The organism is Soonwooa sp. T0.1_25 (assembly GCF_057652215.1).
Window position 1 is genome coordinate 1 of sequence record NZ_JBYFBZ010000009.1, and the last position, 15163, is coordinate 15163.

The following is a 15163-nucleotide window of genomic DNA, read 5'->3' on the forward strand; positions in this document are numbered from 1 at the left end:
TATTTTTTCATGCTGACAAACGTATAAAATTGTGTTAATTATTTTAACATTTGTTGCACTAGATTTCTGAAACGGCGCAATGGAGGTAGCCAACTCTGTATATGTTGGCGAGGTTCAACTGCTTTAATCATTAGATTTCTGTAAAGGATTCAGATTTTTAAGTCTTTAGTTGTACAAGTAGTAATAATCCCAAGCTTTCCTATACCAAAACTTAAAGCTTCAAAAGGTGCATACTAGATTTATTTTTCTGAATCCTTTTTTCTATTTATCGTGCAAAAATTAATACCTTTAAGCCGTTTTTTAAATGTATGTCAAAGCCAAAACTTATAAGGGTAACAACGGTCCCTATTTCTTTAGAAAAGCTACTGGGTAAGCAACTTAGCTTCATGGATCAGCACTTCGACCTTACAGCGGTGTCAGCAGATGCATCAGCATTAGTTGAGGTCGGTAAGAAGCTTGGCGTTAAAAGTTATCCTGTCGAAATGACACGTCAGATTACACCTGTACAGGACCTTAAGGCTTTATGGAAAATGTACCGATTTCTAAAATCAGAGCGACCTGATGTAATCCATTCTCATACACCTAAGGCGGGACTGGTCAGCATGTTGGCTGCAAAGTTGGCAGGCGTTCCTCATCGTTTACACACTGTAGCGGGACTGCCACTGATGGAAGCGCAAGGTCTAAAGCGTAAGATTTTGATGTTGGTTGAGCAGTTGACCTATACTGCTGCAACGCATGTCTATCCTAACTCAAAAGGTCTATCCGATTTTATTTTAGAAAATAAATTAACAACAAGCTCGAAGTTAAAAGTTATTGCTAATGGATCTTCTAATGGCATCGATACGACTTATTTTGATAAAGATAATCTTGATCAAAATGATTTATTGGTCTTAAAAAAGAGCCTTAAAATTGAAGATGATGACAAAGTTTTTATTTTTGTAGGACGATTAGTGGGTGATAAAGGTCTTAATGAACTTATTGAAGCTTTTGATGAGATTGGTAAAAATAACACAGCAACAAAACTAATATTAGTGGGCACATTTGAGGATGAGCTTGATCCTTTGCAAACCTCAACTTTGGAAAAAATAAAGTCCAATTCTAACATCATTAATGTCGGCTGGCAAACGGATGTGCGACCTTTTTTGGCGATAGCTGATATTTTAACTTTTCCGAGTTATAGAGAAGGTTTCCCGAATGTTGTGATGCAGGCAGGTGCCATGGGTTTGGCTTCTATAGTTAGCAATATTAATGGTTGTAACGAAATTATTATTGAATATAAAAACGGATTAATTATCCCAGTTAAAAACAAAAAAGCCTTAGCAGAAGCCATGCAAAAGTTGCTAAATGATCAAGCTTTATTAAATAGTTTAAAAACAAATGCCCGTCCAATGATTGTTGATCGCTATCAACAGCAAGTCGTTTGGGATGCACTTTTAACAGAATATAAATCTTTACTCGGAGCTAGAAGTTAGGAATTATGAATTATAAATTCGGAATTAAAAATCCGGCGTTTTGACTAAAACAAAAAACTAGAAACTAAACATAAAAAAAGTTGTACAAGAATTTCCTAAAAAGAATTTTAGACCTCGTCTTAGCGAGTATTGGCTTCATTCTACTGTTGCCAATATTTTTATTGGTGACAATTGGGTTATATTTTGCCAACCAGGGCAAGCCTTTCTTTTTTCAAAAACGTCCGGGCAAGAATGAGAAGATTTTCAAAATCATCAAATTCAAAACCATGAATGATAAAACGGACGCCAATGGACAACTTCTACCCGATAAAAAACGTTTAACAAAAATAGGTGCTATTGTACGAAAAACCTCTTTGGATGAGATTCCCCAACTTATTAATGTTATCAAAGCTGATATGAGTCTCATTGGTCCAAGACCTCTTCTTCCCGAATATCTGGAGATGTATAGCCAAACACAAAAACGTCGCCACGAGATAAAACCTGGTATAACGGGCTGGGCACAGGTCAATGGTCGTAATGCCATATCATGGACCAAAAAGCTAGAGCTTGATGTGGAATATGTAGATAATATTAACTTTTTGTTAGACTGCAAAATCTTCTTTCTAACCATAAAAAAAGTTTTGATACGAGAAGGAATCTCACAAGAAGGTCAAGTAAGTATCGAACCGTTTAACGGAAAAAACTAATAGCAAATGAGTTTATATTTGTACGGAGCTAGCGGTCACGGTAAAGTCGTTTTAGAAATAGCAGAAGCATTGAAGATTCCTGTTGAAGCCTTTATTGATGGTGATCAAACAAAACTTAATTTATTTTGCTACCCAATAATTCATCATGTACCTATAAATGTAGAACTAACATTATCTCTTGGAAATAATCTAACAAGAAAAAGTATTGCAAATAAACTATCGGACTATGTTTTTAAAACATTAATTCATCCAAGCGCGCAGATTTCAAAAAGAGCAGAGCTTGGCGCTGGAAGCGTTGTGATGGCTGGGGTAAGTATTAATTCTTGTTCCAAAATTGGAAAGCATTGTATTATTAATACAAATGCGGCGGTAGATCACGATTGTATATTAGAAGATTTTGTTCATATTTCTCCAAATGCTTCATTAGCAGGCAATGTTGAAGTGGGAGAGTTAACGCAAATAGGCATAGGAGCTTGTGTTATACAAGGTGTAAAAATTGGGAAAAACTGTATGATCGGTGCAGGAAGTGTGGTGATAAAGGATATTCCTGATAATGCTGTAGTAGTTGGCAATCCAGCTAGAATTATTAAATACCGACAAGACTAAATTATCTAACAAAATAAAACAATCAAGGCTTCCCACTGGGAAGCCTTGATTTATTCTGTATAAGAATCAAGAATTACTTCTTTTTAGCGCCAGCTACAGCAGTCGCTAGATCAGCACCAGCTTTGAACTTTGCAACTTTCTTAGCAGCAATTTTGATTGGTTTTTTAGTTGCAGGGTTGATACCTTGTCTAGCAGCTCTTTCAGATACTGAGAAAGTCCCGAATCCTACTAAAGAAACTTTACCTTCTTTCTTTTTTAAAGTGGTTGTAACGTTGCTGATGAAAGATTCTAATGCTTTCTTAGCAGCTACTTTTGTGATTTCTGCATCCTTTGCGATTGCATCGATTAATTCAGATTTGTTCATAATTGTATTTAATTAAAGTTATGTTGTTATAGCAAATATAGAACATTTTTCATTTCATACAAGTCTTTTTGTGTTTTTTAGAGAAAAACCTAGTATTTTTTTTATTATGATATAAAATTCATAATTTTATTATTTGCCAAATTAAGGGCTTTCTTTAAATGTTGTAATGTTGTTATTGCCATTGTATAAGGATATTAGCAATATTTATCTTTTACAATTGCAAATTGTTGATTCTTGAATTTTGATATTAAACTTTTGTTAAGTTAATTGTACTAATATAAATAATTTAAGCTTAGTTTTTATTGAAAAATACTTATTTATAGTAAATTTGCAACATGTTAATAGAAGTATTCAAATCCAAAATACACAGAGTTAAAGTCACAGAGTCCGACCTTAACTACATCGGGAGCATTACCATAGACGAAGATCTTATCGACGCAGCTGGCCTTATCGTTGGCGAACGTGTCTATATTGTTAATGTTAACAATGGCGAACGTTTTGACACTTACGTTATTAAAGGAACTCGTGGTTCTGGAGAAATCTGTCTTAATGGACCAGCGGCAAGAAAAGTGCACAAAGGTGATACTGTAATCATTATTGCGTACGCGCAGATGTCGCCTGAGGAAGCTAAAACTTTCCAGCCAAAAATCGTTTTCCCGAACGAAGATACCAACCTTTTAACCTAATGAATGGCTGAAGCTAAAAAAAATAATCCTATAAAAACGGCAATCACCATTGCTGTATCGCTTGCTTTTGCAGGCTTTTTTTTGTGGCTTGCTTTGAAGGGTTTGGACTTTGAAGTGATAAAAGCTTCTTTGTCGAAAGCCAATTATCTTTGGGTAGCTTTTGCAGCCTGTTTTGGTTTGGGCGCTTATTGGTTTCGTGCGGTGCGCTGGAATCTTTTGTTGGAACCAATGGGACATTCGATATCGAATAGCAATTCGTTGTGGTCTATTTCGTTTGGTTATTTGATGAATTTGACCATCCCAAGAAGTGGCGAAGTGGCGCGTGCAACAGCTTTATATGGCGTCGAAAAAGTGCCTGTTGACCAATCTTTCGGGACGATTATACTAGAGCGAGTTGTCGATTTGGTTTGTATGTTGGCTTTTTTAGGCTTGACTTTGATTTTTAAATACGATGCGATTTTATCATTTTATAAACAATCTGGTGTTAACATTAACCCCAACAAAATTGCTTTAATTTTTGGAGCCTTAGCTGTTTGCGGTATCATCTTCTTTGCAATAAGAAAAAGACTAGCTAATGTACCAGTTCTTGGAAAAATAGTTGGTTTTATTGATGGAATCCTAGACGGATTGATGTCAATCTTCCGAATGAAACAAAAGGCAAAATTTATTCTTTATACAGTTCTAATCTGGATTTGCTATTATTTTGCGGCTTATCTGGTTTGTTTTTCTCTTCCCGAAACATCTGATTTTGGATTTGCTGATGGCTTTTTCATTTTGGTGGTTGGGACTTTGGGCATGATTATCCCAGCTTCTGGCGGAATTGGCGCATTTAATTTGGCGATGAAGTTTGGTTTTATGGCCTTATTCATCTCGATGGGGAAAGATGGTAATCTTGGTGGTGAAGTTGGATTAATTTATTCTTTTATTTCGTTGCCGTTGCAGATTTGCATTATGTTGGTGATGGGATTAATCTCGATTCCGATGTTAGCGAAGGCTAGAAAGTTTTAGTTTAAAAGAGTCAAGGTTCAAGAGCCGAGAACCAAGATTCTAGACTTGAAACTTCAAACCTTGAACTTGAAACCTTGAACTTGAAACCTTGAACTTGAAACCTTGAACTTGAAACTTTATTCATTAAACAAATAAGTACAGCGTTAATTCGCAATAGGGATAGAAGCGGTAGCCCGCAAGGAGGCGCGAGCGAAGCGAGAGCCGACTGAGGACTACAAGCGGATAGCCCGACCCGAGCTGTGGGAAATGCCTTAGCGAGGGGATTGCCCAAAATGAAAGTTTATTAAAGATAATAATTTCAAAAGATTATCTTTGTAAACATAAAATTTGAAATAATTACAACGAGGAGAAATCCTTAAATATCAAAACAAATGACAATAGACAACAATCACGTAGTATCTTTAGGCTACACGCTGAACACGATCGAAGCTAACGGAGAAAAACTTTTTGTAGAAAATACAACATCTGAAAATCCATTAACATTTTTATACGGTGTTGGGATGATGATTCCGAAATTCGAGGAAGAAATTAAAGGTCTTACTATTGGTGACAAAAAAACGTTCACAATTTCTCCAGCTGAGGCTTATGGCGAGAGACAAGATGATGCTGTGGCGCAATTGCCAATCGATATGTTCCAAGAGAGTGGAATTCCGCCAGTTGGTGCGATGTTGCCATTATCTGACAACCAAGGTAACAACTTTAACGCGATTGTTGTTGAGGTGACTCCAGAAACGGTTGTTGCTGACCTTAACCACCCAATGGCTGGGAAAACTTTGAGCTTTGATGTTGAGATCTTTAACACAAGACCTGCAACTGAAGAGGAGCTTTCTCACGGTCACGCACACGGTGTTGACGGAAACGAAGCGCACTAATCTAGTGAATTGAAAATATAAAGTCACTCCTTTTTGGAGTGACTTTTTTTATGAATTAAGTTGAATGAGACTTCCTCTTTCTTCGTCTTTCTCGATGCTTAAAGACATCGGGATACGTTCTTTCAGTTCTTCGACGTGGGAAATAATGCCGACGATTCGGTTTTCTTTTTGGAGATTCATCAAAGTTTCAAAAACGATGTTAACGGATTCTACGTCTTGTGTTCCGAAACCTTCATCAATAAAGAAGAAATTCTTTTCCGCTTTCGCATTGGATTGTACAGATTCCGCCAAAGCCAACGCCAAACTCAAGGAAACTTGAAAAGCTTGTCCACCAGACAATGTTTTCACGCTTCGGCTTCGGCCTTCGTTAAGGAAATCGACAATTTCGAAATCGTTGTTATCATTCAATTGTAAACTTAATTGATTGCGCGTCATTCGGTGAAATCTCACATTCGCATGATCACATAATTGTCGCAAATAGATGGAAGAAACATATTGAACAAATCCTGCTCCTTTAAAGAGATTGAACATCGTTTTTAGGTTTTCAGCGCGTTTTGAAAGTGCAGCTTGTTCCTTCAATAAATCTTCTTTTTTCTCGAATTCTTGTTCTAAACGAGCGATTTCAGCAGCGATTTGGATAGCCAATTTATTGGCTTCTGCAAGTTCAGATTCTTTGGTTTTAAATTGGTTTTCAGATTCTAAAAATTGGTTTTCATCAAACGAAAAATCCTTTAGCTTTTCCTTCAATTCTGATATGCTGTTTTTCAAAGTTTCAAATTGAATTTTAAAATTCTGAATTTCCTGTTGAATATTTTGCTCGTCTAAATTTTGATTCAAAATTTCTAAAACTGCGTCAAGATCAGCGAAATTTGATTTTTCTAAATTTTCATTCAATTGATTTTGGATCCTCTCTAGTTGCAAAATAAAATCCGAAACTTGTTTTTGAAATTGGTCACGCTTCGTATTTTCTGACGATAATTTGACTTGAATTTCCTGAATTTCTGAAATTAGATGATTCCAAACCCTTTCTGTATTCTGATTTTCTTGTTTTAAATTATTAAGTTGTAATTGAACTTCAGCTTCTGTTTTTTCTGAATAATCATTTGGATTTAACTCTTTTAAAAGCGCTTTGTTACTCGCTATTTTGGTTTTAAATTCTAAATTTTCATTTGAAATTTCCAGAAAACGTTGATTGGCTTTTTCTAGTTTTTTCCGAATAGAATCTAATTCTGTTCGGGAAGTGTTAAGTTCTTTTTCTTTCGATTTTAGTTGGAGTTCTTTGTTTTGATTTTCTGTTTTACGATTTTGAAAGTCATCAAAATTGTCTTTTGAAAAGTCTTTCCAAATGAATGTTTTTTCTAATTCCAAAATTTGACTTTTTATTGTTTCAATCGAATTTTGAATTAGTTTTCCTTGTTGCGAAACCAAAACTTTTTCTTGTTGAAGTCTTTCAGCTTCCTTTGCTTTTTGCTCTAAACTTTCAAGTTGTCCATTCAGAACTAAAAGTTTTTCTTCTAAAACTTTCAAATCATTGCTCACATCTTCGAAAACCGCAATCGAAGGATGATGTTCTGAACCGCATAACGGACAAGCTTTTCCATCTTGCAATTCGGTAGAATAATGCGAAAGTTGCTTGGAAACTTCTAACTGATTTTTCTGATTTTGAAGCTTTTCTTTTTCCTCTTTTAAATTTGAAATTTCTGTGAAAAGCTTTTCTAGTTCTAGCTTTTTTAGTTTTTCATCGAGAACTTCAATCGATTTTTTGTTGGCTTCAAAATTTGGTTTTTCTTTATCTAAATTGTTTGTGAAATTTTGTTTTTTCGAAAACCATTCGCCAACTTCAATCAAAGTTGCTGACGAAATTAATTGAGTTTTTAAGTTTGATATTTCCTGCTCTTGATTTTGAATTTTTGAGGAAGTTTCTTCTTCTTTTGCTTTAAATTCTTTTACAAACTTTTCTCCTTCAATCGTACTTTCAGCATTTTTTGCAAGTTTGGATTCGTCGGATTTTACATGAAACAACAACTCTAAATCTTGCTCTAGAACTTTTTGTTTCGGGAGCGCATCAACTTTTGGTTGCAATTCTTCTTTTGATTTTTGTAATCGATTCGAATTATCCGTCAACGATTTACAATGTTCGTCCACTAATTTTAATTGCTCTTCCGTAGATTTTAAAAGATTTTGATTTCGATTTCTTTCTTTTAAATCGTCATTAAACAGTTTAGAAACAGATTGATACTGTTTTAATTGACCCTCTTTTGCATCAATTGTTTCCTTATTTTTTTCTAATTCCGAAAAATCAGTTTCTTTTTTGGAAAGCAATTCGAAATCCGATTTCAGATTTTTTAATTGTTGATAATGCGAATTGACTTTTTCAAATTCGAGTTTTAAGTTTTCTTGAGTCGTTTTCGCTTCTCTTAAATTATCTTTTTGAATAGCAATATGTTCTTCCGAAATCGTTTCAAAACCAGAAAGTTTTCCTTCAAGTTGATCGAGTTCGGTTTGGTTTTTCTTATTTAAACCTGAAACTTTATCCTGCAAATCGAATCGATACAGATTGAAAATTTCTTTCATCATATCCGTTCTTTCTTTTGCGCCCAGCTCCAAAAATTCCTTGAATTGACCTTGCGGAATAATAATCGTTCGTTTGAAATTGGAATAATTTAAGCCAATAATTTCCTCCGCATTCACGTGATCCAAAGCTTCCCAAGTTTCATTTTTAAATTCATAAAACACCGCCGAAGCAGGTTTTACGTCTTCAAAATTTTTAGAATTTCGTTTGTATTCTCGCGTTACTCGGAACAATTTATTTTCATGATTGATGAAATCAAATTCAATATATGATCGATTGGATTTTAAGTTCATCATGTTGTACGCACGTTTATCACGGGCGTTCAATCGCTCAGTTTCGCCATATAATGCAAAAGAAATCGCCTCCAAAATCGACGATTTCCCAGAACCAACCGCCCCAAAAATCCCAAACAATCCTGCTTCCGTAAGATTGGAAAAATCGATGCTTTGACGTTCCTGATACGAATAAAGTCCTTCTATAGTTAGTTTCTGTGGAATCATATTTTTTTTAATTAGAGTTCTCGATACGCTGCGCTACTCGAACTGACGTTGTGTTTTAAATATTTAATGATAGCTGAAGATAATCATTATAATTATGTTAACTATTTAATCAAGTTCACTATTCCGACCGATGTTGTGTTTAAGACGTTTGAAAATAAAATTCAGATAAATATTCTTAGTCGGTAACGTTGTTTCGGTCGTCAGTTCGAGTAGATTTTGAAAAAATCGTATCGAGAACTTTAGTCTTATTTTTTTAAATTCTTTTTTGCAAGATTTGGTAAATCTTCAAATCTGCCATCAATCAAAGCTTGCTTTTTAGCTTGAGACCATTTTTTGATTTTCTTTTCAAAGGAAATTGCGAGGTTGATATCTGTAAAATCACAATAATAAACTAATATTAATGGTCTTCTTGTATAGGTGTAAGACCCAAAATGCTTACCTTCTTGATGTTCTATAAGCCTTTGGTGGACGTCCGAGGTTACACCAATGTAGAAAGTGTTATCAGAACAAAGTAATATGTAGACATAAGAATTTTGCATAGAAATCTTTATTCCTTCTGAATTTCTTTAAGCAAATCCATTAATTCTTCATTAGGTTCTTGATTAGCGTTTTTCGACTTGAAATAATCGACGAAAAGAGGCTCTAAATCTTTTGTGATGTCAATTTCAGCGATTTCAGTCTTTTGATTTTCGATGTTTTTCACTTTTGGAATTAAATAAATTATACCGTCATGACTTTGAAAAATTCGTTTGCGATCTTCTGCTTTCAAAAAAGAATCAGATTCGATGGTCAATTCAATTAATGTATTGGGGTTTTGTGTCAACCAAGTGATTGTCTCATCAACATTATCGAAACTTTTTCTAACCAATTGCCGTCCAGATTTTAATTCAATTTTTTCAAAAGAAATGTTTTGGTTGGGTTTTGCATCAATAATGGAAACAAATTTGGTTTGGCCAGCCTCTGAAAAGCTATAACAAAGCGGTGAAGAACTGTAAACAACAGGTTTTTCTTCCGTTCCAATATTTCTAAAGCCGTGCAAATGTCCCAAGGCCGTATATTGAATTTGATTGGGAATTGAATCGGAATACACCATATCTGCATTTCCGATTTTGATTGGTTTTTCACCTTCAGGTTCTTCTAAAAGTGCAGTACCACGCTTATTCATATATAAATGCGTAGTCAAAATATTAACACCGTTTTCATCACAGAAGTCGTCGGTAATAGTTTTCCAATGTTCGGCTAAAGTTTCGTTCAAAGCTTTTTCTTTTTCTTCACCGAAATACTGTTTCAACCGAACTTCATTGGCGTAGGCCGTATGAATTAGTCGAATTGGATATGCGAACTGATTTAATTTTAATTCTAAAAATCCTTCTAGAGAATTTATAATTTTGAAATTTTCTACTTCAAATTCTTGAATTTTAGCTTGAGGATGTCCGATAAGAATAATGCCGCATTCGCGAGCCAAAGGATCTGGCGCATTAATCAAATTGGGAGAATCGTGATTTCCTGCAATGGCGATTACGGGACGTTTTCCGTTGTTTGACAGTCGTTTTAAAGTTTTATAAAAAAGTTCAACCGCCTCAACACTTGGATTGAAATTATCGAACAAATCGCCCGCAATAATTACCATGTTAACCTTGTGTTCATCAGCGATTTCGATGATTTCATTCATCACCGAAATTTGCTCCTCCAATCGTGAAAATCGGTCTAGGCGTTTTCCTAAATGCCAATCGGCAGTATGTAAAATTTTCATGATTCGCTATCTTGTTGTTGATTCTCCTTCTCAATAAAACTGGCTCTAATTTCTTTTAATCTAGCTTTTCGTTTTTCTTCGGATTCTTGAGTTTTCCTCTTCTTTTGGTCGATTTTTTTCTTGTGCGCTTTTCGGTTGGCATCCGTATTTCTGCTCATTTTTAAGCCTATTTAATGAAGCTAAGATAGTGAAGTTTAAAAGGAAAATAAAAAGGAAATCCGTAAAACTAAAGTTTTGTTTTTGTACTTCGTATGCCTTGAATAGTCTTTTAAATGTCAGATTTTCAATCTATTATATATGAAGTGATTTTTGTCACGTTAAAAAATTTTCGTCAAAAAATTTATTCTGCCTAAGTTTGTAGCATGATTGCGAATTGTTGTCATACTTATTAAGAAAGACGGAGGGATCTGACCCATTGATGTCTTAACAACCTGCCAAAATATGGTAAGGTGTTACATTCAGCCTTTGAAAAAAGGAAAAATAAGTTGAAATACGATATTTGTCGGGTATTTAGGATGCCTGTCTATAATAACTTCTTTCAGCTTTGGCTGGAAGAAGTTTTTTTTGCTCTAAACTTAAAAGTAAATTTTTAAAATATGAAATCTAAAATTAATTTTAATCGAGGAAAACAAGTCGTTGTTACGACAGCTGTTGTTTTCTTTTCAGGAGTTTATTCTATTCAAGCTCAAGAAGTTGCAAAACCCAAAGATACAACTTCTGCTAAGCATATTGAGGAAGTGGTGATTGTTGGCTCTAGAAGTGGAGGACGATCAAAAGCAGATAGTCCTGTTCCTGTCGATGTGTTTAACCTAAAAGGTTTGCAAGAGTCGTTGCCACAGACTAACATCAACCAAATTCTTAATTCGATTGCGCCGTCTTTTACATCGACTATTCAGACCAATGCTGATGGAACGGATCACTTGGATCCTGCGCAGTTACGCGGTTTGGGACCAGACCAAACTTTAGTTTTGATTAATGGAAAACGAAGACATACTTCCGCTTTAATCAATGTAAATGGGACGCCAGGAAGAGGAACTGTTGGGACAGACCTTAATGCAATTCCAGCTTTTGCGCTTAACAGAATCGAAGTTCTTCGCGATGGTGCATCAGCGCAATATGGATCGGACGCGATTGCAGGAGTGCTCAACTTGCAATTGAAACGTGATACTGGAAAATTGACTGGACAGTTTAATTATGGAGGTTATTTGACACCGACTGCTAACGATCACACGGGGAATTATGATGGACAACAATTTCAAGTGGACTTGAATTATGGCAACAAAATCGGCAGCAAAGGCGGTTTTTATAATTTAACTTGGTCTTCACAATTCCGTGAACCAACAAGAAGAGCAGGTACAGAAAGTGATCCTATCTACAATGCCTATAATGCTATCGAAAAAAGAGCTGCTGAAAATGGTGTGAACTTGGCGTCTTATTTTAGCAATATTGGACAATTGAAAGGTTCAGCTGGTGAACAAGATTTTGTGAATTTAATACATCAATATGCGCAAGATGTTAGCTATTTCGGTGGCGATTTGCAGTCGAAAATCCAGTCTGCTAATAGTATTTCTGCGTTGCAATCGGTTTTAAATCCGAGTTCTTTTACAAAAGATCAACTGAATTATTTTACCGATCAAGAGTTGGCATATCGCGGTTTAACAAGAAAAGATTTTAACATGCAAGTTGGACAGTCCAAACTTAATAGCCATCAAATATTTGCAAATGTTGAAGTACCAATAAGTGATGACTGGAAGGTCTACACTTTCGGTGGATATTCGACAAGAAATGGTTCTTCAGGAGGTTTTTTCAGACGTCCATCACAATCAAGAACTTTTACTGGATTGTATCTTGATGGTTACTTACCACAAATTAACACAAGCATCCAAGACGTGTCGTTCTCTGCCGGCGTCAGAGGGAAATTTGATGGTTGGAATATTGATCTTAGTAATACTTTCGGTCAAAATAGTTTTGATTATACCATTAAAAATACAAGCAATACCAGTTTGCGATTTGCGTCGCCGTCATCTTTTAAAGCTGGAGGTTTAGCATTTTTACAAAACACAGTTAATTTAGAATTTAATAAATCTTTTGATGTTTTCAAAGGTTTGAATCTTGCTTTTGGACTCGAGCAACGTCATGAAAATTTCAAAATAAATTCTGGTGAGGAGGCTTCTTACACGGCTTATGATGTTAACGGAAATCCTCAGACGCTGACTTCTGTTAATCCTACAGATTTCTTTGGAAATGCTTTGCCAGGCGGTTCTCAAGTTTTTGCTGGTTTTAGAAATGAAAATAAAACAGACAAAAGCAGAAACTCTTATGCAGCTTACGCTGACGCAGAATTTAATTTCACAGATTGGTTGTTAGTTGATGCTGCTTTGCGTTATGAGAATTATTCGGATTTTGGATCGACTTTTAACTATAAATTGGCGTCTAGAATAAAACTTACAGATCAGCTTAATTTCCGTTTTGCAGGATCGACAGGATTCCGTGCGCCGTCTATTCATCAGATTTATTACAACACAACTTCGACTTTGTTTGTCAATGGTGAGCTAAAAGAAGTTGGAACTTTTAGCAACGAATCTCAAATTGCAAAAGGTTTCGGGATTCCGAGTTTAAAACAGGAAACTTCAAAATCAGTGAGCGCAGGTTTTGCATACAAAATCCCGACACTTAATTTAAATATTACTGCGGACGCCTATTACATTAAAATTGATAACAGAATTGTATTGACAGATCAGTTCTCAAGACCGACGGACAAACAGATTGAAGCTAATCCGAACTTACAGGCTGTAAGAAATGAGTTGGACCGTGCAAGTGTAAATGCAGCTCAGTTTTTTGCAAATTCTATCGATACCGAAACCAAAGGTTTGGATGTTGTCGTGAGTCATAATTATAGAACAGGCGATTTCAAATTAAATAATGATTTCGCTATTAACCTTACCAAAACTCAGAAAGTTGGTGATATTCATGCTTCGGATTTGTTACGAAATGCAGGTTTAGAAAATGTTTATTTCTCTGAAAAATCTCGTATTTATTTGGAAGATTCTGTGCCAAAAGTTAAGGCGAGTCTTTCAAATAATTTGTCTTGGAAAGATTTTAATTTTTACTTAAGAAATACCTATTACGGAAAAGTTTGGGGTGCCGATATTCTTGATGCCAACTTTGATGGAATTACACTTCCTAACGAACATCAACTAATTTCGGATAAGATAATCACCGATTTGTCGATTGGTTATAACATCAATAAGAATTTTAATTTGACAATTGGTGTGAATAATCTATTTGATATCTATCCAACCAAGAATTTGCCTTTCTCTTCTAATAACGATCAATTTGTCTATTCTCGTTCTACATCGCAGTTTGGACAGAATGGAAGATATGTGTTTAGTAAGTTAAGTGTGACGTTTTAATATTTTTCAAAAAGCCATCAAGAGTAATTTTCGATGGCTTTTTTATTGAATTCTAATTTAATTAGATTAAAATACTAAATTCGCTCAAAAAAAATGGAAACTTCTAAAGATCCACTTCACGGAAAACGCTTGGACACGATTCTGGAAGAACTTCTCGAATACTACAAAGGTTATGGCGAACTGGGAAAACAAATCAACATTCGCTGTTTTAATGGTGAAAATCCTAGTGTGTCATCTTCATTAAAATTTCTTCGCAAAACGCCTTGGGCACGCGCCAAAGTTGAGAGTTTGTATTTATATGTTTTGAGAAAGAAAAAGAAAAATTTGGAATAACTTAATCATCCATAAACTCTCCCGAAACATAATACCAACGACCTTTCACAGGTTGAAAGTACGAAAATTCATGATGAATTTGTGAATTACCATCTTGGTCGGTATAATAGGCTTTGAACTCGACTTGATTAAGCGCCGGAGTTTTTATGATTTCAAGTTTTGTCCAAGTATTTATTTCGCCCCATTCTTGCAATTCGGCTTTATCATGGAATTTTCTTTTGGAAGAAAGTGTCGTTTCCCAAAGATAATCTGCGTTCGGAATCGCAAATGCCGAAAATCGCGAACGCATCAAAGCTTCCGCTGTTGATGCAGTTTTATCACGTTTGTGGAAAGGTTGGCAACATTCTTCGTAGGTTTTTCCGGAGCAGCAAGGACAAGTCATTTTTTAATTATTAGTTATGAATTAAGAATTAAATCAATTTTAGATTAAAATAAATTCCATCGTTTTTTCGATATGGCTTTGTTCTGTAATTCCTTTTGCATAAAAAAGAATTCTCGCCCGAATTATATTTATTCAAATACGCTTGACTAATTCTTTCGTTTAAACGATCTAAATCTTTGGGAATTTCGGCTCTAATTTTAAAAACTTGGTTGCCGCATTTTATTTCGCCGTTCGAATCATTTAGAAAAGTGCTGTACCAACTTCTTTCGGCAAATCCCCAGGAACGTGCAAAAATTTTGTTATCAACGGTAACCATCCAAATTTCAAGAAAAGTTTCGCGTTCCTTTCGAGCTTTTATTCCGATAAGGTTGTGCGAATTGATGTAATTAATTGCTTCGTTTTGCATTGTTGAGTTTTATGAGAATCGTCACTTCGAGTAGATTTTGAAAAAATCGTATCGAGAAGTTTTTAATGCAAAGACTTCTCGATACGCTACGCTACTCGAAGTGACGTGAG

15 protein-coding genes and 1 riboswitch are annotated in these 15163 nt (G+C 35.1%); of the genes, 8 read left to right on the forward strand and 7 right to left on the reverse strand.

Features of this window, described 5'->3' with window-relative positions; all coding sequences use genetic code 11:
* The first annotated feature begins 308 nt into the window (after window positions 1–308).
* From AC23MB_RS11070 to AC23MB_RS11080, 3 genes are all read left to right on the forward strand, one after another.
* Entirely contained in the window at window positions 309–1472 is a 1164-nt protein-coding gene (locus AC23MB_RS11070; protein ID WP_487787271.1) for a glycosyltransferase family 4 protein, read from the forward strand.
* Window positions 1473–1552: 80 nt separating this feature from the next.
* Window positions 1553–2158 carry a sugar transferase gene (locus AC23MB_RS11075; RefSeq protein ID WP_487787272.1) on the forward strand — a complete coding sequence of 202 codons (606 nt, stop codon included), beginning with the start codon at window positions 1553–1555 and terminating at the stop codon, window positions 2156–2158.
* A 6-nt stretch (window positions 2159–2164) separates the two neighbouring features.
* On the forward strand, window positions 2165–2764 hold the full coding sequence (locus AC23MB_RS11080) for an acetyltransferase (RefSeq protein ID WP_487787273.1): 600 nt from the start codon (window positions 2165–2167) through the stop codon (window positions 2762–2764).
* Window positions 2765–2837: 73 nt separating this feature from the next.
* Here the strand turns inward: AC23MB_RS11080 and AC23MB_RS11085 are convergent, their stop codons facing one another.
* A complete protein-coding gene (locus AC23MB_RS11085) occupies window positions 2838–3128 on the reverse strand; it encodes an HU family DNA-binding protein (protein WP_079668296.1) in 291 nt (96 codons plus the stop codon).
* A 335-nt stretch (window positions 3129–3463) separates the two neighbouring features.
* Here AC23MB_RS11085 and panD point away from each other — a divergent pair, with 335 nt between their 5' ends.
* The 3 genes from panD (at window position 3464) to AC23MB_RS11100 (ending at window position 5694) form a co-directional block, all read left to right on the forward strand.
* Window positions 3464–3814 (forward strand): aspartate 1-decarboxylase, encoded by a 351-nt coding sequence (panD, locus tag AC23MB_RS11090; protein ID WP_079668297.1) that lies wholly within the window; start codon window positions 3464–3466, stop codon window positions 3812–3814.
* A gap of 3 nt (window positions 3815–3817) precedes the next feature.
* Window positions 3818–4822, forward strand: a complete 1005-nt coding sequence (locus AC23MB_RS11095) for a lysylphosphatidylglycerol synthase transmembrane domain-containing protein (protein WP_313028837.1) — start codon at window positions 3818–3820, stop codon at window positions 4820–4822.
* Between the two features lie 371 nt (window positions 4823–5193).
* Window positions 5194–5694, forward strand: coding sequence for an FKBP-type peptidyl-prolyl cis-trans isomerase (locus tag AC23MB_RS11100; RefSeq protein ID WP_487787274.1), 501 nt, complete (start codon window positions 5194–5196; stop codon window positions 5692–5694).
* Between the two features lie 48 nt (window positions 5695–5742).
* Here AC23MB_RS11100 and AC23MB_RS11105 read toward each other — a convergent pair whose 3' ends face one another.
* The 4 genes from AC23MB_RS11105 to AC23MB_RS11120 form a co-directional block, all read right to left on the reverse strand.
* Window positions 5743–8766, reverse strand: a complete 3024-nt coding sequence (locus tag AC23MB_RS11105; RefSeq protein ID WP_487787275.1) for an AAA family ATPase — start codon at window positions 8764–8766, stop codon at window positions 5743–5745.
* 245 nt (window positions 8767–9011) lie between these two features.
* Complete coding sequence (locus tag AC23MB_RS11110) at window positions 9012–9305, reverse strand: GIY-YIG nuclease family protein (protein WP_374329099.1); 294 nt, start codon at window positions 9303–9305, stop codon at window positions 9012–9014.
* 8 nt (window positions 9306–9313) lie between these two features.
* The gene (locus AC23MB_RS11115; protein WP_313028847.1) at window positions 9314–10519 is read right to left on the reverse strand and encodes a metallophosphoesterase family protein; all 1206 of its coding nucleotides are present in this window, start codon (window positions 10517–10519) and stop codon (window positions 9314–9316) included.
* Window positions 10516–10677 (reverse strand): hypothetical protein, encoded by a 162-nt coding sequence (locus AC23MB_RS11120; RefSeq protein WP_312323828.1) that lies wholly within the window; start codon window positions 10675–10677, stop codon window positions 10516–10518. Before AC23MB_RS11120 ends, AC23MB_RS11115 begins: the two co-directional genes overlap by 4 nt.
* A 224-nt stretch (window positions 10678–10901) precedes the next feature.
* Window positions 10902–11006, forward strand: a riboswitch (SAM riboswitch).
* Window positions 11007–11115: 109 nt separating this feature from the next.
* Between AC23MB_RS11120 and AC23MB_RS11125 the strand changes: the two genes are divergently transcribed.
* On the forward strand, window positions 11116–13932 hold the full coding sequence (locus tag AC23MB_RS11125) for a TonB-dependent receptor plug domain-containing protein (RefSeq protein WP_487787276.1): 2817 nt from the start codon (window positions 11116–11118) through the stop codon (window positions 13930–13932).
* A 93-nt stretch (window positions 13933–14025) separates the two neighbouring features.
* The gene (locus AC23MB_RS11130; protein WP_487787277.1) at window positions 14026–14265 is read left to right on the forward strand and encodes a VF530 family protein; all 240 of its coding nucleotides are present in this window, start codon (window positions 14026–14028) and stop codon (window positions 14263–14265) included.
* Between the two features lies 1 nt (window position 14266).
* On the opposite strand, the gene AC23MB_RS11135 is transcribed toward AC23MB_RS11130, so the two are convergent.
* A complete protein-coding gene (locus AC23MB_RS11135) occupies window positions 14267–14647 on the reverse strand; it encodes a YchJ family protein (RefSeq protein ID WP_313028860.1) in 381 nt (126 codons plus the stop codon).
* Window positions 14648–14675: 28 nt separating this feature from the next.
* Complete coding sequence (locus AC23MB_RS11140; RefSeq protein WP_487787278.1) at window positions 14676–15053, reverse strand: DUF2255 family protein; 378 nt, start codon at window positions 15051–15053, stop codon at window positions 14676–14678.
* Between the last annotated feature and the right edge of the window lie 110 nt (window positions 15054–15163).

Excerpts from the sequence above, each read along its gene's own strand:
- AC23MB_RS11120 (WP_312323828.1), bottom strand. The coding sequence starts at position 10,677 with ATGAGCAGAAATACGGATGCCAACCGAAAAGCGCACAAGAAAAAAATC.
- panD (WP_079668297.1), top strand. The coding sequence starts at position 3,464 with ATGTTAATAGAAGTATTCAAATCCAAAATACACAGAGTTAAAGTCACA.
- AC23MB_RS11110 (WP_374329099.1), bottom strand. The coding sequence starts at position 9,305 with ATGCAAAATTCTTATGTCTACATATTACTTTGTTCTGATAACACTTTC.
- AC23MB_RS11105 (WP_487787275.1), bottom strand. The coding sequence starts at position 8,766 with ATGATTCCACAGAAACTAACTATAGAAGGACTTTATTCGTATCAGGAA.
- AC23MB_RS11080 (WP_487787273.1), top strand. The coding sequence starts at position 2,165 with ATGAGTTTATATTTGTACGGAGCTAGCGGTCACGGTAAAGTCGTTTTA.
- AC23MB_RS11095 (WP_313028837.1), top strand. The coding sequence starts at position 3,818 with ATGGCTGAAGCTAAAAAAAATAATCCTATAAAAACGGCAATCACCATT.
- AC23MB_RS11130 (WP_487787277.1), top strand. The coding sequence starts at position 14,026 with ATGGAAACTTCTAAAGATCCACTTCACGGAAAACGCTTGGACACGATT.
- AC23MB_RS11115 (WP_313028847.1), bottom strand. The coding sequence starts at position 10,519 with ATGAAAATTTTACATACTGCCGATTGGCATTTAGGAAAACGCCTAGAC.
- AC23MB_RS11125 (WP_487787276.1), top strand. The coding sequence starts at position 11,116 with ATGAAATCTAAAATTAATTTTAATCGAGGAAAACAAGTCGTTGTTACG.
- AC23MB_RS11135 (WP_313028860.1), bottom strand. The coding sequence starts at position 14,647 with ATGACTTGTCCTTGCTGCTCCGGAAAAACCTACGAAGAATGTTGCCAA.
- AC23MB_RS11140 (WP_487787278.1), bottom strand. The coding sequence starts at position 15,053 with ATGCAAAACGAAGCAATTAATTACATCAATTCGCACAACCTTATCGGA.
- AC23MB_RS11070 (WP_487787271.1), top strand. The coding sequence starts at position 309 with ATGTCAAAGCCAAAACTTATAAGGGTAACAACGGTCCCTATTTCTTTA.
- AC23MB_RS11085 (WP_079668296.1), bottom strand. The coding sequence starts at position 3,128 with ATGAACAAATCTGAATTAATCGATGCAATCGCAAAGGATGCAGAAATC.
- AC23MB_RS11100 (WP_487787274.1), top strand. The coding sequence starts at position 5,194 with ATGACAATAGACAACAATCACGTAGTATCTTTAGGCTACACGCTGAAC.